Origin of the sequence: Pseudomonas sp. BCRC 81390 (genome assembly GCF_030341915.1) — a bacterium.
In the GTDB taxonomy this organism is placed as follows: Bacteria; Pseudomonadota; Gammaproteobacteria; order Pseudomonadales; family Pseudomonadaceae; genus Aquipseudomonas.
On record NZ_JATAAG010000002.1, the window covers coordinates 67,321 to 90,668 of the forward strand.

Here is a 23,348-nt window from a genome sequence, read left to right on the forward strand (position 1 = left end):
TCTGCCCCATATGCTGTATTTATATACAGTACAATGCGTGCAACGATCTATCCAGCACCTCTGGTCAGCGTACCTTCAGCCCAGGCCATGCCAGCGCAGGTACGGCGCATGGCTCGCCGCTCGGCCAAGGAATGCTTCGATACCTTCGCGCAGCGGCCGGGATGCGCCGGGAGCGAACAACGCCTCCTGCAATTCACGGCCAGTGGCCCGGTCCAGCAGCCCTGCGGCTTCGAAGCGGGTGAACAGGTCGAAGGCATGCACGTCCGACCACAGGTACGCGTAATAACCTGCATCGTAGCCATTCACCAGGTGGTCGAAGGCATGGGCGGGGTGCTCGAAGTCGGCCAGCGGCCAGTAGCCACACCGTTCGCGGGCTTCCCCCAGACGTTGCTCAAGCGTCTTGCCATCGTTTGGCGTGGCATGCAGGTCCAGGTCGAACAGGGCCAGGCTCAGGTCACGTGCCATCTCTTCCACGCCTTGCTGCCGCAAGCGATCCAGACATTCGCCGACCCGTGCACGGTCAAGCGGGCTGCCACCCAGGTGGTGCGATGAGATCCCCACCAGGTAGTCCGCATCCCAGACCCAGCGTTCGAACAACTTGCCGACCAGTTCCACGCCATCTGTGCCAAGCTCACTGACGCTGGACAACATCTGGTTGGTCGTGCGCACCAGCAAGTGGTGCAGGGCGTGGCCAAACTCATGGAACAACTTGCGAAGCGACAGGTGGTCGAGCAACGGCTGGCTACCGGGCAGCCCTTGCGGCACGTCACTGAACACCACCACCGCGGCAGCCTGATAGATCCCGGCGGCATCTACCCTGCGGTTACGGATGTAAGTGGTGTACACCGAGTCAGACTGCTTGCCGGCATGCTGCACGGCATCCAGGTAAAAGAAACCGATGAAAGCGTTGTCCTGCCACACTTCGAACGCCTGCACGCTGGCATCCCAGGTAGGCAGCGGTCTGGCCCGCAGCAGCAAACCCAACAGCCGCTCCGCCAGCTGCTGCAACGCAGTGACCACAGCGTTCAGCGGGAAGTATTCGCGCAAGGCTTCGCTGGGCAGAACAGCAGGCGACGACGCCTGCAGGTAAGCGATGTCCCAGGGTTGCAAAAACATCAGTCCCCTGGCCGCCGCCTGACGCTCGATCTTCGCGCGCCATTGCAACATGGCAGGGCGGACATGCTCGGCCAGGTTGTGAAGAAAATCCCGCACATGGGTAACCGAGCCCGCACTCTTCAGCAGCAGGCTCCCCTCCAGATGGCTGGCAAAGCCAAGCATGCGCGCCTTTTCGTCAAGCCATGCTGCCAGTTGCAGCAGGTGCGAACCGTTATCCTCCGCAGGCTCGTCACTGACCCCGCGAGAATGGTAGGCGCGATACGCACGCTCACGTAGCTGGCGGTTCCCGGCATACCTGAGCGCGTCATCGGTGGCCACACTTTCACAGGCGATCAACCAGCCCGACTTCCCCGCTTCTCGTGCACGTTCAGCCCATTCATCGCGGACCCGCTGCGGAACGCCGCTCAGCTCGGTTTCATCGGTGATGTGCAACCCTGGCCGGTTGATATTGATGCGGAATGCGTCGCGTGCAGCGGCAATGTGCTGCTGCAGTTCTGCCAGGCGCACCTTCGCGGCGGCGTCGAGCAGCGCGCCACTGGCAGTGAACTTGTTCAGGTGCCAGCGTAGTACCGCGCGTTTGTGCGCATCCAGCTGCTTGCCGATATCGCTGCAGGCCAGGCGCTCATACAACGAATGGAGGACGGAGTTGGCGAACTTCTCGTCCATACGTGCCATTGCCTTGTCGTAGAACCCGATGATGGCATCGGCCCAATCATCATCCCGACCAACCAGCGGAGAAGCGGCGTATAGCACCGATAGCAGCTGGGCATCCAGGCCATCCACCGCCAGCACCATGTCGTCCCAGGTTGGCATCGCCTGCTGGTCGTGGATGATGCGGTCGATGCCCTGCTCATGCGCCAATAGCACATGCGCGAAGGCGGCACCCATGTTTTCAAGGGTAATCGCCGAATAATCGACGGGGATATGGCTATTTTGCAGCAGCGGGTTGCCCATGACGCTACACCTTGCTCGTAGTGGAGAGCAGGGGAGCTTGCGGGGTTGCTGCGCGGCACGAGGCCTGACTATCTACCACCCGGGCATTGCGCCCGGGCGGCACGAAGGCATTATTCAGCCGGTTTCTTCAGCTTCGGGTTCGGGAAGAACTGCACGGTCTGGACCTTGGCCGGCGCCGCTTTCGGTGCCTGCTGGTTGACCCGCGTCCCAAGCTCCTTCGGCACTGACAGGCCTTGCTCGTTGAGGGTGTCGGTAAAGCCACAGGCTACGCACTCGCGGTGCGGTACGCCGTCTTCATTCCACATCATCAGCTTGTCGGTCTCGCTGCATGCCGGGCACACCGCCCCGGCAATGAAGCGCTTCTTGGTCTTGTTCACGGCTACCTCGCTCATGCTGCAGCCTCCTCGCTCAGGCCACTGTGGCGCAGCAAGGCATCGATGGAAGGTTCCCGGCCACGGAAGTCGACGAACAGCACCATCGGCTCGCGCGAACCGCCACGCGCCAGTATCGCCTCTCTGAACGCGCGACCGGTCTCGGCATTCAACACACCCTCTTCCTCGAAGCGCGAGAAGGCATCGGCCGACAGCACTTCGGCCCACTTGTAACTGTAGTAACCAGCCGCATAACCGCCCGCGAAGATGTGCGCAAAGCTGTTCGGGAAGCGGTTGTACGCGGGTGGGCGCATCACCGACACCTCATCGCGTACGCCCTCGAGCACCTGCAGCACACTGCGGCCATCGCCATGGCTGGCGTGCAGCTCGAAGTCGAACAGCGAGAACTCCAGCTGGCGCACCATCATCATGCCCGACTGGAAGTTCTTCGCCGCCAGCATCTTGTCCAGCAGGTCTTGCGGCAGCGGCGCACCGGTTTCGAAATGGCCAGAGATCAGCGCCAGGCCTTCAGGCTCCCAGCACCAGTTTTCCATGAACTGGCTGGGCAGCTCGACAGCGTCCCAGGCCACGCCGTTGATGCCGGAAACACCGGCATGCTCGATGCGGGTCAGCAGGTGGTGTAGGCCGTGACCGAATTCGTGGAACAGCGTGGTCACTTCGTCGTGGGTCAACAAGGCCGGCTTGCCCGGGGCTGCCGGAGTGAAGTTGCAGACCAGGTTGGCCACCGGGCTCTGCAACCGGCCATCGGCGGTGCGGCGGCGGTCACGCGCGCCGTCCATCCAGGCACCGCCACGCTTGTTGGCGCGCGCGTACAGGTCGAAGAAGAAGCGCCCGACGTGCTGGCCGTTTTCCTTGATCTCGAACAGGCGAACATCCGGGTGCCAGCTGTCGAAACCCTTGAGTTCAGCGATTTCAATGCCGTACAGGCGCTGCACGATGCTGAACAGGCCACCCAGCACCTTGTCGATCGGGAAGTAGGCGCGCAGGGCTTCCTGCGACACACTGTAGCGCTGCTCGCGTAGTTTTTCGCCGAAGTAACCGGCGTCCCAGCTGGCCAGCTCGGGGCAGCCCTGCTCGGCAGCATAGGCCTTGAGCTGCGCCAGGTCCTGAGCGGCGAACGGCTTGGAACGCTTGGCCAGGTCGCGCAGGAAGCTCAGCACCTGGTCACTGGACTCGGCCATCTTGGTGGCCAGGCTCAGCTCGGCATAATTCTTGTAGCCCAGCAGTTCGGCCAGCTCCTGGCGCAGGGCGAGGATTTCTTGCATTACCGGGCCGTTGTCGAACTGGCCGGCATTCGGGCCCTGGTCCGAGGCACGGGTGCAGTAGGCAGCATACAGCTCTTCGCGCAGGGCGCGGTCGTCGGCGTAGGTCATCACTGCGTAGTAGCTGGGGAACTCCAGAGTGATCAGCCAGCCGTCGAGCCCCTTGGCCTGGGCGGCGGCAGCCATCTGCGCCTTGGCCGAATCGGTCAGGCCGGCCAATGCAGCTTCGTCGGTAATGTGCTTGGTCCAGGCTTGGGTGGCGTCGAGCAACTGGTTGGAGAAGCGGCTACCCAGTTCGCTGAGCTTGCTCTGCACTTCGGCGTAGCGCTGCTGCTTGTCCGCCGGCAGGTCGATACCCGACAGGCGGAAGTCACGCAGGGCATGCTCGAGGATAGTCTTTTGCGCCACGTCGAAGCCGGCGGCCTCCGGGCTGTCGATCAGCGCCTGGTAGGCTTCGAACAGCGCACGGTTCTGCCCGAGTTCGGTAGAGTAGGCGCTGAGCGCCGGCAGGCACGACTCATAGGCCTCGCGCAGCTCCGGGCTGTTGCACACCGCATTGAGGTGGCTGACCGGGCTCCAGGCGGCGCCCAGGCGGTCGTTCAGTTCGTCCATGGCCAGCACCACGCCGGCCCAGGTGGGGTTCTTGCCTTGCTTTTCGAGGATCTCGGCAATGGCTTTACGGTTGTCGGCCAGGATCGCTTCGATCGCCGGCAACACGTGTTCGGCACGGATTTGCGAGAAGGGCGGCAGATCGTAGGACTGCAGAAGCGGGTTGTTCGCACTCACGGTTTGGATACCTTGGCAGAAGAAACACTGCCCCATCTTAATTACAATCGACGCCGACCGCAGCAGGCAGCCTGCCTATCGGCACAGATGAGAGACACTATCATGGCCATCCGAAGCTTCCAGCAACACACTCCGAAAGTTGGACCACGGGTCTTTGTCGACCGTTCGGCGGTAGTGCTGGGCGACGTGGAGATCGGCGAGGACAGCTCGGTGTGGCCGCTGACCGTGGTGCGCGGCGACATGCACCGTATCCGCATCGGCGCACGCACCAGCGTGCAGGACGGCAGTGTCCTGCACATTACCCACGCCAGCCCGTTCAACCCTGACGGCTTCCCGCTGATCATCGGCGACGAGGTGACCATCGGTCACAAGGTCATGTTGCATGGCTGCACCCTGGGCAACCGCATCCTGGTCGGCATGGGCAGCACCATCATGGATGGCGCCATCGTCGAGGACGAAGTGATCATTGGCGCCGGCAGCCTGGTACCGCCGGGCAAACGCCTGGTCAGCGGCTACCTGTACATGGGCAGCCCGGTGAAACAGGCCCGGCTGCTGAATGACAAGGAGCATGCGTTCTTTGCCTACAGCGCCAGCAACTATGTGAAGCTCAAGGACCAGCACCTGGCCGAAGGCTTCGATCAACCTGAATGACCGCTTCGCGGGCGAGCCCGCGAAGAAGGCCGCGCAGCACTCAAGTGGAACCTATGTAAATGCACCAGCAGAACATCCTCTTCGACCTCGACGGTACGCTGACCGACCCACGCCTGGGCATCACCCGCTCGATCCAGTACGCCCTGGCCAAGCTGGGCATCGACGAGCCGGACCTGGCCCGCCTCGAGCACTTCATCGGCCCGCCCTTGCTGCAGGCGTTCATGCAGTTCTACAGCTTCGACGAGGCCAAGGCCTGGGAGGCGGTGAATTTCTACCGGGAACGCTTCCGCGTCACCGGCCTGTACGAAAACCTGGTGTTCGAAGGTGTGCCGGAACTGCTCACAGCCCTGAACAAGCAAGGGCGCACACTGTATATCGCCACCTCCAAGCCTTGGGAATTCGCCCGTGAAATCGCCCGCCACTTCGCCTTCGACCGCCATTTCAAGGTGATCTACGGCAGTGAACTGGACGGCACGCGCACCAACAAGGTCGAGCTGATTCGCCATCTGCTGGACGAAGAAGGGCTCGACCCGGCGCAGACGCTGATGATCGGGGACCGCAAGCATGACCTGATCGGTGCACGCAGCAACGGCTTGCAGGCGGTGGCGGTGGGATATGGGTTTGGCAGCCAGGAGGAGTTGATGGCCGAGGAGCCGGCCTATCACTTTGCAACCTTGGCTGAAATGCATCGGGCGTTTCTCGAGGCTTGAGGGCCATGGGGCTGTTTTGCAGCCCATCGCGACGCAAGGCCGCTCCTACCAGGGCCGCGCAGGCTTTGCACCGCGATGGGCAGCAACATCTGACGGGTCAACCATAAACCGCTGCAACGCCGCCTTCCGCTCTTCGTTCGGCAGCCTTCCCAACTGCTCCACCCGCTCATAGAACCGCGCCCAGTCCCCACCCACCTCGCGGAACAGCGCCGCGAACGCTGGCACCCACTGGTCATACAGCCCGAACGGCAACAGCTTGGCATTGTTCATCGGCCCGTATACCCAGGCGTCGTAACGCTTGTCGCCGCCCCATTGGCCATCACGCAGCAGCCGGTACTCTCGCCTCAGCCGTTCGAACTCAGCCTGCTTGGCCAGCCGCTTGTGCGCCTCATCCAGCGGCCCGGTATAAACGGCCTGCAACCGCTCGCGGCTGGCCAGCACCAGCCGGATGAACTGCTCACGTTGCTGCCCCTGGGCCTGGTCAACTGCTGCGAGCCCGCGCGCCACGCGCCATTGCCGCGTGCCCTCCTGCTCGACGAAGGAGGCAAACGATTCGTTGAACTCGGTGTCGTCCTGCACATAGAAGCGCTGGTGGGCCAGCTCGTGGAAGATCAGCGTGGCCAGGCGCTCATCGCCCCAGCCAACCATCGACGACAGGATCGGGTCATCGAACCAGCCCAGGGTCGAATAGGCCTCCACGCCGCTCACATAAACGTCCATGCCGTCCTGCCGCATCAATGCCGCCGCCCCGCGTGCTGCGCCAAGCTGGTAGTAACCACGATACGCCACGCAGCCGGCGATCGGGAAGCAGTGCGTGACCGGCTGCAACGACAACTCGGGCGTGGCGAACACATTCCACACCACGTAGGGCCGACCGAGTTCCACGTAGACCCGGTAGCTGCGATTATCTGGCAGTTTCAGCTGTTGGCTGGCAAACACACGCGCCTGTTCAGCATGCGTCAGGCGCTCACGCAATTGCGGCGGCGTAGCAGGATCGGCCACTAGCTGCTCCACCGACTGACGGGCGCGCAGCAGTTGCCACTGCCCTTCGGCCAACTGCCCGTAATAGGCCGTACTGGCGCAACCGTTCAGCAGGAGCGCGGCAAGCGGTGGAACCAAACGGGTGAAAATGCGGTCGAGTGCCCCAAGGCCCGAGCGCTGAACAAGAAAAAATCGAAGCATCCGGTACGTCAGACTCGCTCTAGGCCGTTTCACTTCAAGACTATCTCGCCAAGGGGGAGTTTCGCCATGCGCGCACTGCTGGTTGCCGGCTTACTGTTGCTGATATCCGCCTGCTCGACCCTGCCGGACCCAGACCCGAACCAGGCCTGGATCGACCTCACCCCGTACGACAATACCTCGCTGCATGCGCTGCAAGTCGATGAACGAGACTGGGCCGACAGCCGTTATTTCGAAGTACCGCCCGGCAGCCACGAGCTGACCGTGCGCTACCAGTTTCCGGTTACCCCCAGCAATATCGGCCCGGTCGACGAGCCGCTGTGGCGCGACTGCCAGGTCAAGCTGACCTTCAAGGACTTCAGCGCCGGCCAGCGCTACCAGCTGCAGGCCGGAAGCATCGGTTTCCGTCCCTGGATCAAGCTCTACGATCATCAGCAAAAGCTGGTCGGGCAGGGCTTGCCTGCCGGCTGCCAGCACAGCTGACACGCACAAATGGCGCTATGCTTGTACCTTGTGAATCGCAAGCGGGAGTCTTGCCATGCGCCAGCCGATGATGCTGATCGCCCTCAGTACCCTGGGGGCCTGCGCCAGCCCCTTGCCGCCCGTCGATCCCAAGCAGGCCTGGGTCGATCTCTACACCATGACCCCGGGCAGGGTAATCATGGCCGACCGCCTCGACGGCAAGCGTCTGGATGATGGCCGTTACTTTCAGGTGACGCCCGGCAAGCACGAGCTGGTCGTGCGTTTCGATTACGAGATCTACTCAGGCGGCATTACTACCGACCCTAGAGACCGCACCTGTTACCTGACCGTGCGCTTCGACAACTTCAAGGCCGGTGAACGCTATCGCCTGGAGGCCAGGGCACCGGTGATGGAGCCGCAAGTGCTACTGTATGACGGCAACCGCAAGGTAGTGGTCAACGAACCCAGCGAAGTGTTCTGCATCCCCTGAACCCAGGGGCTGCAGCGCAGCCCCGAGGTTGCGAAGCTACTGATCATTCTTTTGGTAGATGATCTTCCTGGTCCCGCCATCGCAGGTTCCGACGACCATGTTCGGGTCCTTGACCTCGCTATTGGGCACGATCTCCAACGTGTAGGAGGCAACCCCCTGGGCCTGTATCTTGGCCTCGATCTCACCCTTGAGCTCCTCGCACGGCTTTACCGCCGCCAACGCAGAGGTGGCGACCAGGGAAGCCAACACGGCGATTGCTACGCGTATCATGAAACGGCTCCTCAAAGGGCAGCATGCTGCCGACGCGGTCTAGCCTACAGCAAACTGCCCCCATTGCACCGCTTCAACCCACCAGCGCCGCATCCAGGCTGATCCTGGCGTTGAGCACCTTGGACACCGGGCAGCCGGCCTTGGCCTTGTTGGCGATCTCCAGGAACTGCGCCTCGCTTGCCCCGGGCACCTTGGCCCGCAACACCAGGTGTACGGCGGTAATGGCAAAGCCATCAGGTTGCTTGTCGAGGGTCACCTCGGCAGCCGTGTCGATCCGCTCGGCAGTCAGCCCCGCTTCACCCAGCATCATCGACAGCGCCATCGAGAAGCAGCCAGCATGTGCCGCACCGATCAGCTCCTCCGGGTTGGTGCCGGGCGACCCTTCGAAGCGGGTATTGAAGCCATAGGGGTTCTGCTTGAGCGCCCCGCTTTCCGTGGAAAGCAGGCCTTTGCCATCCTTCAGGCCACCTTGCCAGATCGCCGATGCTGTCTTTTTCATGCTGCCTCCTGGTCACTGGGTTACAGACGTCTACCGGTTCAGAGGCCTGTCGAGCCGGGCAAGTTCAGCGCAATCTGACTGCAGGCATTGAATCCAACGAATGCGCCCATACAGAGTCAAAAAGGCCTCTGGCCAACCACTTCTGCGGAGGCTCCATGACACAGCTGCGTGACCTGAAAATATCCACCCTCGACCTGGTGCCGGTGCGCGCCGACGCCGGCCCGGCGCAGTCGCTACGCAACTCGCTGGACCTGGCGCAACACGTCGAACGCTTTGGCTACCACCGCTTCTGGGTGGCTGAGCACCACAACATGGACGGCATCGCCAGCTCGGCTACTTCAGTACTGATCGGCTACCTGGCCGGCGGCACTTCGAGCATTCGCGTGGGTTCCGGCGGGGTCATGCTGCCCAACCATGCACCGCTGGTGATCGCCGAACAGTTCGGCACCCTGGCCAGCTTGTACCCGGGGCGCATCGACCTTGGCCTGGGCCGCGCACCGGGTTCCGACCAGATGACCGCCTACGCCCTGCGCCGCGACCGTGCTGGCGGCCCGGACGATTTCCCGGACGATGTCGAGGAGCTGTCGCGTTATCTCGGCCCGCGTACCGATGATCAGAAAGTCATCGCGGTGCCAGGTCACGATACCGATGTGCCCATTTGGCTGCTTGGCTCCAGCCTGTTCAGTGCCCAATTGGCCGGCATGCGCGGCATGCCCTACGCCTTCGCCTCGCACTTCGCACCACGCTACATGCACGAGGCGATCCGCGTGTACCGCAACCACTTCAAGCCCTCGACCATGCTGGACAAGCCGTACGTGATGCTGGGCATTCCCATGGTCGTGGCTGAAACCGATGAAAAGGCCGAATACCTGGCCACATCGGTGTATCAGCGCATCCTGGCGCTGATACGCGGGCAAAGCCTGATGCAGAAACCGCCGGTGGCGAGCATGGATGGCCTGTGGCTACCGCATGAGCGGGATGCGGTGGGCAGCTTCCTGGGCCTGGCGCTGATTGGTAGCCCGCAGAAAGTGCGGGCCAAGGTGGAAGTGCTGCTGGAGCAGACCGGAGCGGATGAGCTGATCTTTACCTGTGACCTGTATGAGCATGCCGACCGGGTGCGGTCCTATGAACTGCTGGCGCAGGCCCTCAGGGCCGAGTGACCTTCGGTGTCGGCAAACCCGGCGCGGTCAGCTGTAGGCGCGGCCCTTCGCGACACAAGGCCGCGTCTACTCGGACAGCGCCACAGACAAGGCCTATCTGGCCGGCGATGACGCCATGCCATCAGCCACGGCGGTACACGATCTCCTTGGTGCCGGCCTCGCAGCTACCAATCACCTTGCCCGCCGGTTCGCCCTTCTTCACGACCTCCAGGGTGTATCCCTGAACCCCCTTGGCATCCAGCTTGGCGGCAATCTCCGCCTTCAGCTCCTCGCAGGGCTTGCCTGCTGCCAACGCACCACCGGCCAGGCTCATCAGGCCCAGCGCCAGAATCAGTTTGTTCATCGATTACTTTCCTTGTGCAGACGCGATCAGAAAGGGCGCCTGCCGAGGCGCCCGCTTATTGAATATCCCATCCTGCCGGACTCATCCAGCCCGGTAACATTTCAGCTGTTGGCGATACGGAAGCCGACCTTCAGCGTAACCTGGAAGTGCGCCGCCTTGTTGTCGCGGATATGGCCACGGGTGTCGACCACCTCGAACCACTCAAGGTGCTTGATGCTCTTCCCGGCTTCAGCGAGGGCATTGTTGATCGCCTCTTCGATGCTGGTGGTCGAAGACCCTACCAGCTCGATCTTCTTGTACGTGTGATGATCGGTCATGAGCACTCTCCTTGGATGACGGTGTGATTGAGCCTAGCAGCGTAGGCAGGGTTTACCTGCGAGCCGACACGAATGTGGAAAGTTCGATCGCACTTTCGCTTCGCTTGGCAGTCGCAACCTCTACAGCCCACAACGCGAAGGAGAGTCAACATGCCCCGCAATTCGCTGCGAAAAGCATCCCTGGAAAGCATGGAAGCCGAGATCGAGAGCCTGCTGAAGAGCCTGGAAAGCCTCAAGCATGACGCTTCGGAAGAGTCCCAGAAGTCGGTCAAGGCTATCCGCAGCAGCGCCGAAAGCGCCCTTCGTCATTCCCGTAGCCTGCTGAGCGACGCCTACGAGGAAGTGAAGCAACGTACCCGCCAGACCGGCATCGCCACCCGTGACTACGCCCAGCAGCACCCCTACACCACGGCAGGCGTCGCCATCGGCGCACTGGGTCTGCTGGCGGCCTACTTGCTGTGCAAGCGCAACTAAGCACCTTGGCCGGCCAGTTCGGCACGTAGCCACTGCGCCAGCTGCTCGGCGCGCCCGTCCGCGGCGCGCCGAGGCACCCACAACGCCAGCACTGCGGAGGTGGGGGAAAAGCCCCAAGGCGCACTCAGACGCCCGGCCCGCAGGTCATCGGCGACCAGCGGCTGCGGTGCGATGGCTACGCCCAGGCCTGCCACCGCCGCTTCCAGCAGGTAATACAAGTGCTCGAAAGCCTGCCCATGATGCAGTGCCGCCGGGTTCAGCCCCTGTTCCGCCGCCCAGGTCGGCCAAGCCTGCGGGCGTGAGGTGGTGTGAAGCAGGGCCTCGTCGAGCAGGGCGCTGGCAGGCGCCCCCTGCAAGCGCTCGAAACCTGAGTAATGCGGGCTGAGCACTGGCCCGATGCGTTCCTCGGCCAGCATGTGCACCTGCATGTCCGCCGGCCACGGCGGTTCGGCATACACCAACAGCGCATCCAACCCCGGCCGGCGCGGGTCGAGGTCACCTTCGCCTGCCGAGAGGTGCAGGCGCAACTCGGGTAAATCCGCCTTCAGTCTCCCCAACCGTGGAATGAACCAGCGCGCCAGCAGGCTGCCCGAGCAGCCCAGCACGAACGGCGCCTCGCTCACGTCACGGCTGAGCTCGGCACATACGCTGCGCAGCCTGTCGAAGGCTTCGCCGCTGGCATCACGCAGACGCACACCGGCATCTGTGAGTTTGATGCCGCGCCCATCCTTGACGAACAGCGCTACACCCAAGTGCTCTTCAAGCACCTTGAGTTGCCGGCTGACTGCGCCATGGGTAACGTGCAACGCTTCAGCCGCCTGGCTGACGCTATTCAGCCGGGCGGTGGCCTCGAAGGCCCGCAGGGCGTTGAGGGGAGGGAGGTCGTGGGCCATTTTACCTGTGAGTTTTCCTGACAAGTTTGCGCAATCTTATCGGTTTTCAGCCGGGCCTGTCGTGGTTAGAGTAAAGCCCATCACTCATCCATTACGCCCTGGAGCGCCCCATGACCCAGTCCCAATACCGCCCCGGCCCCGACGCCAACGGCCTGTTCGGCTCGTTCGGCGGCCGCTACGTGGCCGAAACCCTGATGCCTCTGGTGCTGGACCTGGCCCGCGAATACGAGGCAGCCAAGGCTGACCCGAAATTCCTTGAAGAGCTGGCCTATTTCCAGCGCGACTACATTGGCCGCCCCAACCCGCTGTACTTCGCCGAGCGCCTGACCGAACACTGCGGCGGCGCCAAGATCTTCTTCAAGCGTGAAGAGCTCAACCACACCGGCGCGCACAAGGTGAACAACTGCATCGGCCAGGTACTGCTGGCCAAGCGCATGGGCAAGAAGCGCCTGATCGCCGAAACCGGTGCAGGCATGCACGGCGTTGCCACTGCTACCGTTGCCGCGCGCTTCGGCCTGCCTTGCGTGATCTACATGGGCGCCACCGACATCGAGCGCCAGCAGGCCAACGTGTTCCGCATGAAGCTGCTGGGCGCCGAGATCGTCCCGGTCACCGCCGGCACCGGCACCCTCAAAGACGCCATGAACGAGGCCCTGCGCGACTGGGTCACCAACGTCGAAGACACCTTCTACCTGATCGGTACCGTGGCCGGCCCACACCCTTACCCGGCCATGGTCCGCGACTTCCAGTCGATCATCGGCAAGGAAACCCGCGCCCAGTTGCAGGAGAAGGAAGGCCGCCTGCCAGACAGCCTGGTCGCCTGCGTCGGTGGCGGTTCCAACGCCATGGGCCTGTTCCATGAATTCCTCGAAGAGCCGAGCGTGCAGATCATTGGCGTCGAAGCCGGTGGCCACGGCGTGCACACCGACAAGCATGCCGCCAGCCTCAACGGCGGCGTCCCAGGCGTGCTGCATGGCAACCGCACCTACCTGCTGCAGGATGCAGACGGCCAGATTACCGACGCCCATTCGATTTCCGCCGGCCTGGACTACCCGGGCATCGGCCCGGAGCATGCCTACCTGCACGAAGTGAAACGTGTGGAATACGTCAGCATCACCGACGACGAAGCGCTGGATGCGTTCCATGCCACCTGCCGTCTGGAAGGCATCATCCCGGCCCTGGAAAGCTCCCATGCCTTGGCCGAGGCGATCAAGCGCGCGCCAAAGCTGCCCAAGGACCATTTGATGGTCGTGTGCCTCTCGGGCCGCGGCGACAAAGACATGCAAACCGTCATGAACCACATGGCCGCCCAGGAGAAACAGGCATGAGCCGTCTTGAACAACGCTTCGCCGAGTTGAAGGCCGAAGGCCGCTCGGCACTGGTCACCTTCATTACTGCGGGCGACCCGGGCTATGACGCCTCACTGCAGATCCTCAAGGGCCTGCCGGCAGCCGGTGCCGACGTGATCGAACTGGGCATGCCATTCACCGACCCGATGGCCGATGGCGTGGCCATCCAGCTGGCCACCCTGCGTGCCCTGGAAGCCGGCCAGACGCTGGCCAAGACCCTGCAGATGGTTCGCGATTTCCGTGTGGAAAACCAGACCACCCCGATCGTGTTGATGGGCTACTACAACCCGATCCATCGCTTTGGCGTGGAACAGTTCGTGGCCGAAGCCAGGCAAGCGGGCGTCGATGGCCTGATCATCGTCGACCTGCCGCCGGAGCACGACGCCGAACTGGCCACCCCGGCCCAGGCCGCAGGCATCGACTTCATCCGCCTGACCACCCCGACCACCGACGATGTGCGCCTGCCGCGCGTGCTGGAGCGCAGCTCCGGGTTCGTCTACTACGTGTCGGTGGCCGGCGTGACCGGCGCCGGCTCGGCGACCACCGAACACGTGACCGAGGCCATTGCCCGCCTGCGTCGGCATACCGATCTGCCGATCAGCGTTGGCTTCGGCATTCGCACGCCGGAGCAGGCGGCGAACATCGCCCGTCTGGCGGATGGTGTGGTGGTGGGCTCGGCGCTGGTCGACAAGATCGCCCAGGCCAAGAGCGGCGAGCAGGCGGTGAACGATGTGCTGAGCCTCTGCTCGGCACTGGCTGAAGGGGTGCGCGGCGCCCGCCGCTGAACCGCATCGCCATCTTCGCGGGCTCGCCCGCTCCCACAGTTACAGCGCCAGGCTCAGGCCCTGTGCTATCCCTGTGGGAGCTGGCTTGCCGGCGATGACGTCAGCACACGGCCTAGCCCCCGAAAATCGAAAGGTCTAAAGGCCGCACAGCCCCCATCCAGATCGCATGGTCGCGGTGGTCCGCCAGTTCATCCCCGGTCAGCGGGTGCATGAACACCACCAGCCCCTTGCGATACAACGCCAACCACGGCAACACCACCCCCACCACCTCCGGCCCGAATGCCAGCTGGCAGCTCCAGTCCGGGTGTGGCCCTACCGCTTTCTGGTGCATGCGCCCCATGGTCACCGGGAACAGCCGCGCGGCTTCTTCGCACAATGCACGGGCCTGCTGCATGGTCGCTGCGTCGTAGTACACGTGAGCGTGGTAGCCCTTGATCCTCTGCACGATAACTCCTGATTGCGGTCCAACCATCACCACCTGCAAGGGAGTGATGCCGTGAAAAACGCCGAAACACCAGTGTTCAAGCTGGTCCTGTTCGGGCCTGAAAGCAGCCTGGGCAATGCCCTGATGGTCGAACTGCTGTCGCGCCAGCACGAAGTCACGGCCGTGGTGGATGACCTCAACCGCCACGCGCCGCGCCCGGGCCTGCATTTCAAGATAGGCGGGCTGGGCGATGCCAACCAGGCGGAACAGGCCGCAGCAGGCGGTTCGGCGGTGATTGCCCTGTTATCCACGCTGGCGCCGGGCGACCTGCCAGGCCAGGCGCGCATGAGCGAGGCGCTGGTGGCGGGGCTCAAGCGTACGACTATACGCCGGCTGTTGCTGGTGGGCGATTTCGCTGTGCTGGATGGGCCAGGCAAATACAGTGAAGCGGAGCGGGAATGCGTGGACCAGGTGGTCGATGGGTTGCAGCGCAGTGCCTTGCACTGGACCTTGATCAATGCACCGCAGGAGCTGCCCGGATTGGGGATGGAGCATTTTCGCAATACCGAGGGCACGCTGGAACCGGGGTTGGCTGAGCCGCTGCGGCACCTGGCCAGGGTCGCGGCGGGCATGGTGGATATGCTGGAGCTGGATTTGCACCGGGGCGAACATCTGAACTTCGTGGTCTAGATGACCTGGGCTGCGCAGCAGCCCCGACGATCTCAAAGGCTGCGCTCACGCTCCAACCAATCCACAAACCGCTCGATCAACGCACCACGCCGCTTGCGCGGTGGCAGCACCACGTAATATCCCCGCGCCGAACGCAAGCTCCCTTCCAGTGGCCGGCACAGCAGCCCTTGCTCCACCAGCCCGTCCACCAGATGCCCCCAGCCAATAGCCACGCCTTGACCGGCGATCGCGGCCTGAATCAGCAACGTATAGTTATCGAACCGCAACTGCCCCGGCGGCGGCGGGCTGGCCACGCCAAACCCGCGAAACACCCCGGCCCAGTCGAACCAGCGGCTGGCCTGCTCGCCCTTCAGGTGCAACAACGGCAATCGTTGCAAAGCCTCGGCTGACAAGGGTTTGCCATGAATCAGCCGCGGGCTGCAGACCGGGAAAACTTCCTCATCGAACAGCCAGCGGCTCTCGCCCTGATGGAAGCGCCCGTCCCCGAACAGCACCGCCACATCGATATCCGGGCGCAACATGCCCTGGCTGCGCTCGCCGGTCACCAGGCTCACGTCCACCTGTGGATAGGCTTGGTGAAAGCGTTGCAACCGCGGCATCAACCAGAACGCCGCGAAAGCAAAGTCAGTCGCCACGTGCAGCACCTCGCGCTGGCCGCGGCCACTGGCCAGGGCGATGCCGTCATCCATGGCCTGCAGGCCCTGCTGCACCTGTTCGAACAACACCTGGCCAGCCTCGGTCAGCTCGATGCCCCGGTAGATGCGGTCGAACAAGCGCGTGCCCAACTGAGCCTCCAGCCGTTTGACCTGCTGGCTCACCGCCGGCTGCGTGGTGCCCAGCTCCAGCGCCGCAGCAGTAAAGCCACGCAGCCGCGCAGCGGCCTCGAACACGCGCAAGGTATCCAGCGACAAATCGGCGAGGTGGTCAAACATAAGCGTGGCTAATCCTGGTCATTGTTCGCCATGGGCTTTACCCAAGTTATCCACGGCCGCATCTTGGTAGGCAAGCGGTTCGCATAACTCTCAACGATGGAAGCCACCATGACGCGTCCGAATATCCTGTTCATCATGGCCGACCAGATGGCCGCGCCCTTGCTGCCGATCTATGCCCCTTCGCCGATCCAGATGCCGCACCTGAGCCGCCTGGCCGAGCAAGCGGTGGTGTTCGACGCCGCCTACTGCAACAGCCCGCTGTGCGCCCCGTCTCGTTTCACCCTGGTCAGTGGCCAGTTGCCCAGCCGCATTGGCGCGTACGACAACGCCGCCGACTTCCCCGCCGATGTACCGACCTATGCCCACTACCTGCGCCGCCTGGGCTACCGCACTGCACTGTCGGGCAAGATGCACTTCTGTGGCCCGGACCAGTTGCATGGCTACGAAGAACGTCTGACCAGCGATATCTACCCGGCAGACTACGGCTGGGCGGTGAACTGGGATGAACCGGATGTGCGCCCAAGCTGGTATCACAACATGTCCTCGGTGCTGCAGGCCGGCCCGTGCGTGCGTACCAACCAGCTGGATTTCGACGAAGAAGTGCTGTTCAAGGCACGCCAGTACCTGTACGACCACGTTCGCGAAAACCATGGCCAACCGTTCTGCCTGACCGTGTCGATGACCCACCCGCACGACCCGTACACCATCCCCAGGCGCTACTGGGATCGCTACGAGGGTGTGGATATCCCCATGCCACGCGCCGAGTTCGCACAGACGGAACTCGACCCCCACTCGCAGCGCCTGCTGAAGGTCTACGACTTGTGGAACAAGCCACTGCCGGCGGACAAGATCCGCGATGCCCGCCGAGCCTACTTCGGCGCCTGTAGCTACATCGACGACAACATTGGCCAACTGCTGCAAACCCTCGAGGAATGCGACCTGGCCGACAACACCGTGATCGTGTTCTCCGGCGACCACGGTGACATGCTCGGTGAGCGAGGCCTCTGGTACAAGATGCACTGGTTCGAGATGTCGGCGCGGGTGCCGCTGCTGATACACGCGCCCAAGCGTTTCGCCGCAGGCCGCGTGGACGCCTCGGTGTCGACCTGCGACTTGCTGCCGACGCTGGTCGAACTGGCTGGTGGGTCTGTGGATAAAAACCTGCACCTGGACGGCCGCTCGCTGCTTGGTCACCTGCAAGGGCAGGGCGGCCACGACGAGGTCATCGGCGAGTACATGGCCGAAGGCACGGTCGGGCCGCTGATGATGATTCGCCGTGGACCGTACAAGTTCGTGTACAGCGAAGACGACCCATGCCTACTCTATGACCTGAGCCGCGACCCGCACGAGCGGGAGAACCTCACCAGCAGCCCGGACCATCAGGCGCTGCTGCAGGCATTTGTCGATGAAGCACGGCAACGCTGGGATATCCCCAGCCTGCGCCAGCAAGTGCTGGCCAGCCAGCGGCGGCGCCGGCTGGTGGCCGAGGCGCTGGCCATCGGCAAGCTGAAAAGCTGGGACCACCAACCCTGGGTGGACGCCAGCCAACAGTACATGCGCAACCACATCGATCTCGACGACCTCGAGCGCAAGGCACGTTATCCACAGCCCGCCCCCTTGGAATGAGTAAAGAGAGGCCGCCATGCATAAGTTCTCCGCCGCCGTGTTCGCCCTGGCCATGAGCCTGGGCGTGGGCACCGCTTACGCCGCCGACAGCGACACGCAATGCACTACCGTGAAATTGGCCGACCCGGGCTGGAGCGATATCGCCTCGACCAACGCCGTGGCCCGCCTGCTACTGGAAAGCCTGGGTTACCAGGTACAGATCGACAGCCTGGCTGTGCCGATCATCTATGGCGGCCTCAAAGATGGCCGCGTAGATGCCTTCCTTGGTAACTGGATGCCTGCGCAACAGGGCTTTCATGACAAATTCATAGCCAATGGCGACGTAAAGCAGCTGTCGCGCAACCTGGAAGGAACCGAGTTCACCCTGGCAGTGCCGGATTATGTGTGGGATGCCGGAGTGAAGGACTTTGCCGACCTGCAGAAACACGCCGACCAGTTCGACAAGAAGCTTTACGGGATTGGCTCCGGGGCCCCGGCCAACCTGTCGCTGAAGGAAATCATCGACAAGAATGAATTCAACCTTGGCCAATGGAAGCTGGTGGAATCCAGCGAGCAGGCGATGCTGGCGCAGGTTGACCGGGCGGTGAAAAAACAGCAGTTCATCACCTTCCTCGGCTGGACCCCGCACCCGATGAACGTGAAGCTGAAAATGCACTACCTGACCGGCGGGGAGAAGTGGTTCGGCAGCAAAGGCGACGTCTATACCTTGACCCGCAAAGGTTATCCACAAGCCTGCCCCAATGCGGCGAAGCTGCTGGAAAACCTGAAGTTCACGCTGGATATGGAAAACAGCATCATGGCCGAGGTTGTGGATAAGAAGATCAGCTTCGACCAAGCGGCCAAGGCCTGGGTGAAAGCGCATCCCGAGGTGCTGGAAGGGTGGTTGGCCGGTGTGAGCACCAAAACTGGCGAGGATGCTGGCAAAGCAGTAAAAACCAAGCTCTAAACCGATCCTGTGGGAGCGGGTTCACCCGCGAATGCGTCAGTGAGGCCACCAATGCATTCGCGGGTAGACCCGCTCCTACAGAGGACAGTGCACCTTCGGAAACCTGGATATCGCATGCATCGCCTCGCTCACCTGCTGCCCTTCCTCACTTGGCTGCCGCGCCAATCGGGCCGCAGCCTGCGTCAGGACCTGCTGGTGGGCCTGAGCGGTGCCATCCTCGCCCTGCCACAATCCATCGCCTATGCCCTGATCGCCGGCCTGCCTGCCGAATACGGCCTGTACGCCGCCATCGTGCCGGTGCTGATCGCCTGCCTGTGGGGCTCGTCCTGGCATCTGATCTGTGGCCCGACCGCCGCCATTTCCATCGTGCTCTACGCCAGCATCAGCCCGTTGGCCGTGGCCGGCAGCGCCGACTACGTAACCCTGGTGTTGTTGCTGACCTTCCTCGGCGGCCTGTTCCAGTTGCTGCTCGGGCTTTTGCGCTTCGGCGCGCTGGTCAACTTTGTCTCCCATTCCGTGGTGCTTGGCTTCACCCTGGGCGCTGCCATCGTCATTGCCCTGGGCCAGCTGCCCAACCTGCTGGGCATGGACCTGCCCAGCCAGGCCACTGCGCTGAAGACCGTGCAGGACCTGGCCAGCCACGCCGGTGAGGTAGACCTGCCTTCCTTGGTGCTGGGCCTGGCCACCGTGGTGATCGGCGTGGCCTTCAAGCTCTGGCGCCCACGCTGGCCGAGCCTGTTGCTCAGCCTGATTCTGGTCAGCCTGCTGGCCTGGTTGCTGCCCGGCGTGTTTGGCCATGTGCCGCGAGTGCCGGCGTTCACCGGCCAATTGCCGCCCTTCAGCCCGCTGCCCTTGCTGGATGTGGAACTGATCCTGCGGCTGCTGCCCAGTGCCGTGGCGGTGGGTATGCTCGGGTTGGTCACCAGCCTGTCGATCGCCCGCTCGTTGTCAGCACGCTCGGAGCAGTTAGTCGATGCAGACCAGGAAATACGCGCACAGGGCCTGTCGAACATCGTCGGTGCGTTTTTCTCCGGTTACCTGTCTTCCGGCTCCTTCACCCGCTCCGGGTTGAGTTACGACGCTGGCGCCCGCTCGCCCCTGGCCGGGGTATTTTCGGCGCTGTGGGTGGCGCTGTTTGCTGTTGCCGGGGCCGGGCTGATTGCGCATCTGCCGATTCCGGCCATGGCCGGCAGCATTCTGCTGATCTGCTGGGGATTGGTGGACCACCGGGGCATTCGGGCGCTGTTTCGGGTCAGCCGCTCGGAGTTCCTGGTGATGGCGCTGACGGCGGCAGCGACTTTGTTGCTGGAGCTGCAGACGGCGATCTATGCGGGCGTGCTGGCGTCGCTGTTCTTCTATCTGAAGCGTACCTCGCGGCCACGGGTACAGCAGAGCCGTGAAGGCGAGGCGGATGTGCTGCGAGTGGGCGGGTCGATATTCTTTGGTGCGGCGCATTACCTGCAGGTGCGCTTGCAGCGCTGCCAGGGGCCGCATGTGGTAATCGATGCGCGGCAAGTAAACTTCATCGACTACTCGGGCGTGGATATGTTGCACCGCGAGGCGCGGCGGTTGCGGCGGGCAGGGGGGAGCCTGACACTGCATCGGGCCAGGCCGCAGGTGATCGAGGAATTGCAGAAGCTGGAAGGGGCGGAGCTGTGTCCGATCCGGTTTGAGGAATGAGCTTGGGTTGATATTTTTGGGGCCGCCTAGCGGCCCCGACAATTTCAGCCCCGAGCGAGCTGTCGGCGCAATTCAGCCAACACCGGCGCCGTATCCGGACGCACCCCGCGCCAGACGAAGAATGCCTCGGCCGCCTGCTCAGCCAGCATCCCCAGCCCATCCAGCACTTTTGCCGCCCCCAGCTTCGCAGCCCACTGGCAAAACGGCGTCGGCTCTTTGCCATACATCATGTCGTAGCAAACCGTGCGCCCCGCTTCGACCAAGCTGTCGGCAATCGGCGGCAACTCTCCGGCGAGGCTCGCCGAGGTGGCATTGATGATCACATCCACCGGCTCCTGCAACCAGGCGAAACCGCTGGCCACCACCGGCCCTAGCTCATCGAATTCCCGCGCCAGCTGCTCGGCTTTTTCCACGGTGCGGTTGGCGATTACCAGCGACTGCGGCTTGTGCGCCAGGAGCGGCTCCAGCACGCCACGCACCGCGCCGCCAGCACCGAGGATCAGGATGCGCTTGCCTGCCAACTCGACCCCGGCATTCACCGTCAGGTCACGCACCAGGCCTGCGCCATCGGTGTTGTCGCCCTGCAAGGTACCGTCGGCCAGCTTGCTCAGCGTGTTCACTGCGCCGGCGCGCTGGGCGCGCGGGGTCAGGCTGTCACACAGGCGGTAGGCCTCTTCCTTGAATGGCACGGTGACGTTGGCGCCGTTGCCTTGCTTGAAAAAGCCACGCGCACAGTCACTGAACTCGTCCAGCGGCGCCAGTAGGGTCGCGTATTCCAGGTCCTCGCCGGTCTGCTCGGCAAACAGGCGGTGGATCAGCGGCGACTTGCTGTGGCCGATGGGATTACCGAAAACGACGTACTGATCCATGGCGGTTCCTTCGTTGTGCACAGGCTTACTGGCCGAGCCAGTCACGGTCCTGCAGGAAATATTCGGTCAGGCGTGCTTCCTCGCTGCCGGGCGCGGCCTTCCAGTCGTAGCCCCAGCGCACCTGCGGCGGCAGCGACATGAGAATGGACTCGGTACGCCCGCCCGATTGCAGGCCGAACAGGGTGCCACGGTCGTAGACCAGGTTGAACTCCACATAGCGGCCACGGCGGTATTCCTGGAACTCGCGCTGTTGCGGGGTGTACGGCGTGTTCTTGCGGCGCTGGACGATCGGCAGGTAGGCGTTGATGTAGGCATCGCCAATGGCGCGCATGAAGGCGAAGCAGGTATCGAAGTCCCATTCGTTCAGGTCATCGAAGAACAGCCCGCCAATACCGCGCGGCTCGCCACGGTGCTTGAGATGGAAGTAACGGTCGCACCAGGCCTTGTAGCGCGGGTACACGTCGGCACCGAACGGCGCGCAGGCCTGCTCGGCCACGCGGTGCCAGTGGATACAGTCTTCCTCGTTGCCGTAGTAGGGGGTCAGGTCGAAACCACCGCCGAACCACCACACGGCTTCTTCACCTTCCTTTTCGGCAATGAAGAAACGCACGTTGGCATGCGAGGTAGGCACATGCGGGTTGTGCGGGTGGATCACCAGCGACACGCCCAGGGCCTCGAAGCCACGGCCCGCCAGTTCGGGGCGGTGGGCGCTGGCCGACGGCGGCAGGCCGGCACCGAATACGTGAGAGAAGTTGACCCCGCCTTTCTCGATCACCTTGCCGTCGCCGATCACCCGTGTACGGCCCCCGCCACCGGCCTCGCGCACCCAGGCGTCCTCGACGAAGCAGGCGCCGCCGTCTTCTGTTTCGAGGGCAGAGCAGATGCGGTCTTGCAGGTCGAGCAGATAGGCTTTCACGGCCTCGGTGCGGCTAGTCATCGGGTCACCAGGAACGGGCAGGGAACAATTCGCCGCGTAGCATACCACCGCCAGCGCGCGTGCCGCAGTTGACGGCGATCAAGCAAAGGCGTCCGATAGAAGGCCTTTCCCGATCCCCACTACAGGAGTGCGAGATGGCCAAGCGTATCCAGTTCAGCCAGCATGGCGGCCCGGAAGTGCTGCAGTTTGTGGAATTCGAACCCGCGCCGCCCGGGCCGCAGCAGGTGCGTGTGCGTAACCATGCGATCGGCCTGAACTTCATCGACACCTACTTCCGCAGCGGGCTGTATGCACCGCCATCGCTGCCCTCCGGGCTGGGTACCGAGGCGGCGGGTGTGGTCGAGGCGGTGGGCGAGGGCGTGACCCGCCTGAAGGTCGGCGACCGCGTCGCCCATGCCGGTGGCCCGCTGGGTGCCTACAGCGAAGTGCATACACTGCCGGAGGCCAACCTGGTCAAGCTGCCTGACAACATCAGCTTCGAGCAGGCGGCGGCGGTGATGCTCAAGGGTTTGACCGTACAGTACCTGTTGAAGCAGACCTACGCGGTGAAGCCAGGCGACGTGATCTTGTTCCACGCAGCGGCCGGCGGCGTGGGTTCGTTGGCGTGCCAGTGGGCCAAGGCGCTGGGTGCCAAGCTGATCGGCACCGTCAGTTCTGCCGAGAAAGCCGCACGGGCCAAGACGCTGGGGGCGTGGGCAACCATCGACTACAGCCATGAGGATGTGGCGAAACGAGTGCTGGAGCTGACTGACGGCAAGAAATGCCCGGTGGTGTATGACGGGGTGGGCGCCGACACCTGGCTGACCTCGCTGGACTGCCTGCAGCCGCGTGGTTTGATGGTGAGTTTCGGCAATGCCTCGGGCGCGGTGAGCGGGGTGAACCTGGGCATCCTGGCGCAGAAGGGTTCGCTGTACGTGACCCGGCCGACCCTGGCGAGTTATGCCAACAATGCCGAGAACACCCAGGCCATGGCTGATGACCTGTTTGCAATGATCGGCAGTGGCAAGCTGGTTGTGGATATCCAGCAGCGGTACCCACTGAGCGAGGCGGCCAAGGCACAGGCGGAGCTGTCGGCGCGCAGGACTGTGGGGTCTACGGTATTGTTGCCTTGATAGATTGGGAGTGCGTTAGGGCGACGATGTGTACGCCTTG

26 protein-coding genes are annotated in these 23,348 nt (G+C 63.3%); 13 read left to right on the plus strand and 13 right to left on the minus strand.

The annotated features are described in order from the left end of the window. Nucleotides 1-75 precede the first annotated feature (75 nt). The 3 genes from QSV36_RS00555 to prlC all read right to left on the minus strand — a co-directional run bounded on the left by QSV36_RS00555 (nt 76) and on the right by prlC (nt 4,510). Nucleotides 76-2,070 carry a M3 family metallopeptidase gene (locus QSV36_RS00555; protein WP_289128909.1) on the minus strand — a complete coding sequence of 665 codons (1,995 nt, stop codon included), beginning with the start codon at nt 2,068-2,070 and terminating at the stop codon, nt 76-78. 110 nt (nt 2,071-2,180) lie between these two features. Continuing rightward, nucleotides 2,181-2,462, minus strand: a complete 282-nt coding sequence (locus tag QSV36_RS00560; protein WP_225779870.1) for a YheV family putative zinc ribbon protein — start codon at nt 2,460-2,462, stop codon at nt 2,181-2,183. Continuing rightward, a complete protein-coding gene (gene prlC / locus QSV36_RS00565; RefSeq protein WP_289128914.1) occupies nt 2,459-4,510 on the minus strand; it encodes an oligopeptidase A in 2,052 nt (683 codons plus the stop codon). The genes QSV36_RS00560 and prlC overlap by 4 nt, the downstream gene beginning before the upstream one ends. A gap of 102 nt (nt 4,511-4,612) precedes the next feature. Here prlC and QSV36_RS00570 point away from each other — a divergent pair, with 102 nt between their 5' ends. Next, on the plus strand, nt 4,613-5,161 hold the full coding sequence (locus QSV36_RS00570; RefSeq protein WP_289128918.1) for a gamma carbonic anhydrase family protein: 549 nt from the start codon (nt 4,613-4,615) through the stop codon (nt 5,159-5,161). A gap of 59 nt (nt 5,162-5,220) precedes the next feature. After that, entirely contained in the window at nt 5,221-5,871 is a 651-nt protein-coding gene (locus QSV36_RS00575; RefSeq protein ID WP_289128921.1) for an HAD family hydrolase, read from the plus strand. 45 nt (nt 5,872-5,916) lie between these two features. Here QSV36_RS00575 and QSV36_RS00580 read toward each other — a convergent pair whose 3' ends face one another. Continuing rightward, a complete protein-coding gene (locus QSV36_RS00580; RefSeq protein ID WP_289128923.1) occupies nt 5,917-7,053 on the minus strand; it encodes an aminopeptidase in 1,137 nt (378 codons plus the stop codon). Nucleotides 7,054-7,119: 66 nt separating this feature from the next. Between QSV36_RS00580 and QSV36_RS00585 the strand changes: the two genes are divergently transcribed. Both QSV36_RS00585 and QSV36_RS00590 read left to right on the plus strand, forming a co-directional pair. After that, entirely contained in the window at nt 7,120-7,533 is a 414-nt protein-coding gene (locus tag QSV36_RS00585) for a PA0061/PA0062 family lipoprotein (RefSeq protein ID WP_289128925.1), read from the plus strand. Nucleotides 7,534-7,588: 55 nt separating this feature from the next. After that, nucleotides 7,589-8,002, plus strand: a complete 414-nt coding sequence (locus tag QSV36_RS00590) for a PA0061/PA0062 family lipoprotein (protein WP_225779864.1) — start codon at nt 7,589-7,591, stop codon at nt 8,000-8,002. 36 nt (nt 8,003-8,038) lie between these two features. Here the strand turns inward: QSV36_RS00590 and QSV36_RS00595 are convergent, their stop codons facing one another. Next, nucleotides 8,039-8,272, minus strand: coding sequence for a DUF1161 domain-containing protein (locus QSV36_RS00595; protein WP_289128927.1), 234 nt, complete (start codon nt 8,270-8,272; stop codon nt 8,039-8,041). Between the two features lie 73 nt (nt 8,273-8,345). Beyond that, nucleotides 8,346-8,771 carry an OsmC family protein gene (locus tag QSV36_RS00600; protein ID WP_289128930.1) on the minus strand — a complete coding sequence of 142 codons (426 nt, stop codon included), beginning with the start codon at nt 8,769-8,771 and terminating at the stop codon, nt 8,346-8,348. Nucleotides 8,772-8,926: 155 nt separating this feature from the next. Between QSV36_RS00600 and QSV36_RS00605 the strand changes: the two genes are divergently transcribed. Beyond that, nucleotides 8,927-9,931 (plus strand): LLM class flavin-dependent oxidoreductase, encoded by a 1,005-nt coding sequence (locus QSV36_RS00605; protein ID WP_289128933.1) that lies wholly within the window; start codon nt 8,927-8,929, stop codon nt 9,929-9,931. 121 nt (nt 9,932-10,052) lie between these two features. On the opposite strand, the gene QSV36_RS00610 is transcribed toward QSV36_RS00605, so the two are convergent. Next, nucleotides 10,053-10,274 (minus strand): DUF1161 domain-containing protein, encoded by a 222-nt coding sequence (locus QSV36_RS00610; protein ID WP_225779861.1) that lies wholly within the window; start codon nt 10,272-10,274, stop codon nt 10,053-10,055. A 101-nt stretch (nt 10,275-10,375) separates the two neighbouring features. After that, complete coding sequence (locus QSV36_RS00615; protein ID WP_170027603.1) at nt 10,376-10,591, minus strand: dodecin; 216 nt, start codon at nt 10,589-10,591, stop codon at nt 10,376-10,378. A gap of 150 nt (nt 10,592-10,741) precedes the next feature. Here QSV36_RS00615 and QSV36_RS00620 point away from each other — a divergent pair, with 150 nt between their 5' ends. Beyond that, on the plus strand, nt 10,742-11,065 hold the full coding sequence (locus QSV36_RS00620) for an ElaB/YgaM/YqjD family protein (protein ID WP_289128936.1): 324 nt from the start codon (nt 10,742-10,744) through the stop codon (nt 11,063-11,065). On the opposite strand, the gene QSV36_RS00625 is transcribed toward QSV36_RS00620, so the two are convergent. Further along, nucleotides 11,062-11,958, minus strand: a complete 897-nt coding sequence (locus QSV36_RS00625) for a LysR family transcriptional regulator (RefSeq protein WP_289128937.1) — start codon at nt 11,956-11,958, stop codon at nt 11,062-11,064. The two genes, QSV36_RS00620 and QSV36_RS00625, sit on opposite strands and share 4 nt — an antisense overlap. Before the next feature lie 110 nt (nt 11,959-12,068). Here QSV36_RS00625 and trpB point away from each other — a divergent pair, with 110 nt between their 5' ends. Then, the gene (trpB, locus tag QSV36_RS00630) at nt 12,069-13,286 is read left to right on the plus strand and encodes a tryptophan synthase subunit beta (RefSeq protein WP_012269890.1); all 1,218 of its coding nucleotides are present in this window, start codon (nt 12,069-12,071) and stop codon (nt 13,284-13,286) included. Further along, nucleotides 13,283-14,092, plus strand: coding sequence for a tryptophan synthase subunit alpha (gene trpA, locus QSV36_RS00635; RefSeq protein WP_289128940.1), 810 nt, complete (start codon nt 13,283-13,285; stop codon nt 14,090-14,092). The genes trpB and trpA overlap by 4 nt, the downstream gene beginning before the upstream one ends. Before the next feature lie 112 nt (nt 14,093-14,204). Here the strand turns inward: trpA and QSV36_RS00640 are convergent, their stop codons facing one another. After that, nucleotides 14,205-14,537 carry a DOPA 4,5-dioxygenase family protein gene (locus QSV36_RS00640; protein ID WP_289128942.1) on the minus strand — a complete coding sequence of 111 codons (333 nt, stop codon included), beginning with the start codon at nt 14,535-14,537 and terminating at the stop codon, nt 14,205-14,207. A gap of 51 nt (nt 14,538-14,588) precedes the next feature. On the opposite strand from QSV36_RS00640, the gene QSV36_RS00645 reads away from it, so the two are divergent. Continuing rightward, entirely contained in the window at nt 14,589-15,206 is a 618-nt protein-coding gene (locus QSV36_RS00645; protein ID WP_289128943.1) for an NAD(P)-dependent oxidoreductase, read from the plus strand. Nucleotides 15,207-15,238: 32 nt separating this feature from the next. Here the strand turns inward: QSV36_RS00645 and QSV36_RS00650 are convergent, their stop codons facing one another. After that, nucleotides 15,239-16,138 (minus strand): choline sulfate utilization transcriptional regulator, encoded by a 900-nt coding sequence (locus QSV36_RS00650; protein WP_289128946.1) that lies wholly within the window; start codon nt 16,136-16,138, stop codon nt 15,239-15,241. Nucleotides 16,139-16,246: 108 nt separating this feature from the next. Here QSV36_RS00650 and betC point away from each other — a divergent pair, with 108 nt between their 5' ends. From betC to QSV36_RS00665, 3 genes are all read left to right on the plus strand, one after another. Further along, entirely contained in the window at nt 16,247-17,764 is a 1,518-nt protein-coding gene (gene betC / locus QSV36_RS00655) for a choline-sulfatase (protein WP_289128947.1), read from the plus strand. 16 nt (nt 17,765-17,780) lie between these two features. Beyond that, nucleotides 17,781-18,710, plus strand: coding sequence for a choline ABC transporter substrate-binding protein (gene choX / locus QSV36_RS00660; protein ID WP_289128949.1), 930 nt, complete (start codon nt 17,781-17,783; stop codon nt 18,708-18,710). Between the two features lie 114 nt (nt 18,711-18,824). Then, nucleotides 18,825-20,390, plus strand: coding sequence for a SulP family inorganic anion transporter (locus QSV36_RS00665; protein WP_289128952.1), 1,566 nt, complete (start codon nt 18,825-18,827; stop codon nt 20,388-20,390). A 44-nt stretch (nt 20,391-20,434) separates the two neighbouring features. Here the strand turns inward: QSV36_RS00665 and aroE are convergent, their stop codons facing one another. Both aroE and hemF read right to left on the minus strand, forming a co-directional pair. Beyond that, nucleotides 20,435-21,259: a shikimate dehydrogenase gene (gene aroE, locus QSV36_RS00670; RefSeq protein ID WP_289128955.1), complete on the minus strand. Its 825-nt coding sequence runs from the start codon at nt 21,257-21,259 to the stop codon at nt 20,435-20,437. Nucleotides 21,260-21,284: 25 nt separating this feature from the next. Further along, nucleotides 21,285-22,196: an oxygen-dependent coproporphyrinogen oxidase gene (hemF, locus tag QSV36_RS00675; RefSeq protein WP_289128958.1), complete on the minus strand. Its 912-nt coding sequence runs from the start codon at nt 22,194-22,196 to the stop codon at nt 21,285-21,287. A gap of 134 nt (nt 22,197-22,330) precedes the next feature. Here hemF and QSV36_RS00680 point away from each other — a divergent pair, with 134 nt between their 5' ends. Next, nucleotides 22,331-23,308, plus strand: coding sequence for an NADPH:quinone reductase (locus QSV36_RS00680; RefSeq protein ID WP_289128959.1), 978 nt, complete (start codon nt 22,331-22,333; stop codon nt 23,306-23,308). The last annotated feature ends 40 nt before the right edge of the window (nt 23,309-23,348 follow it).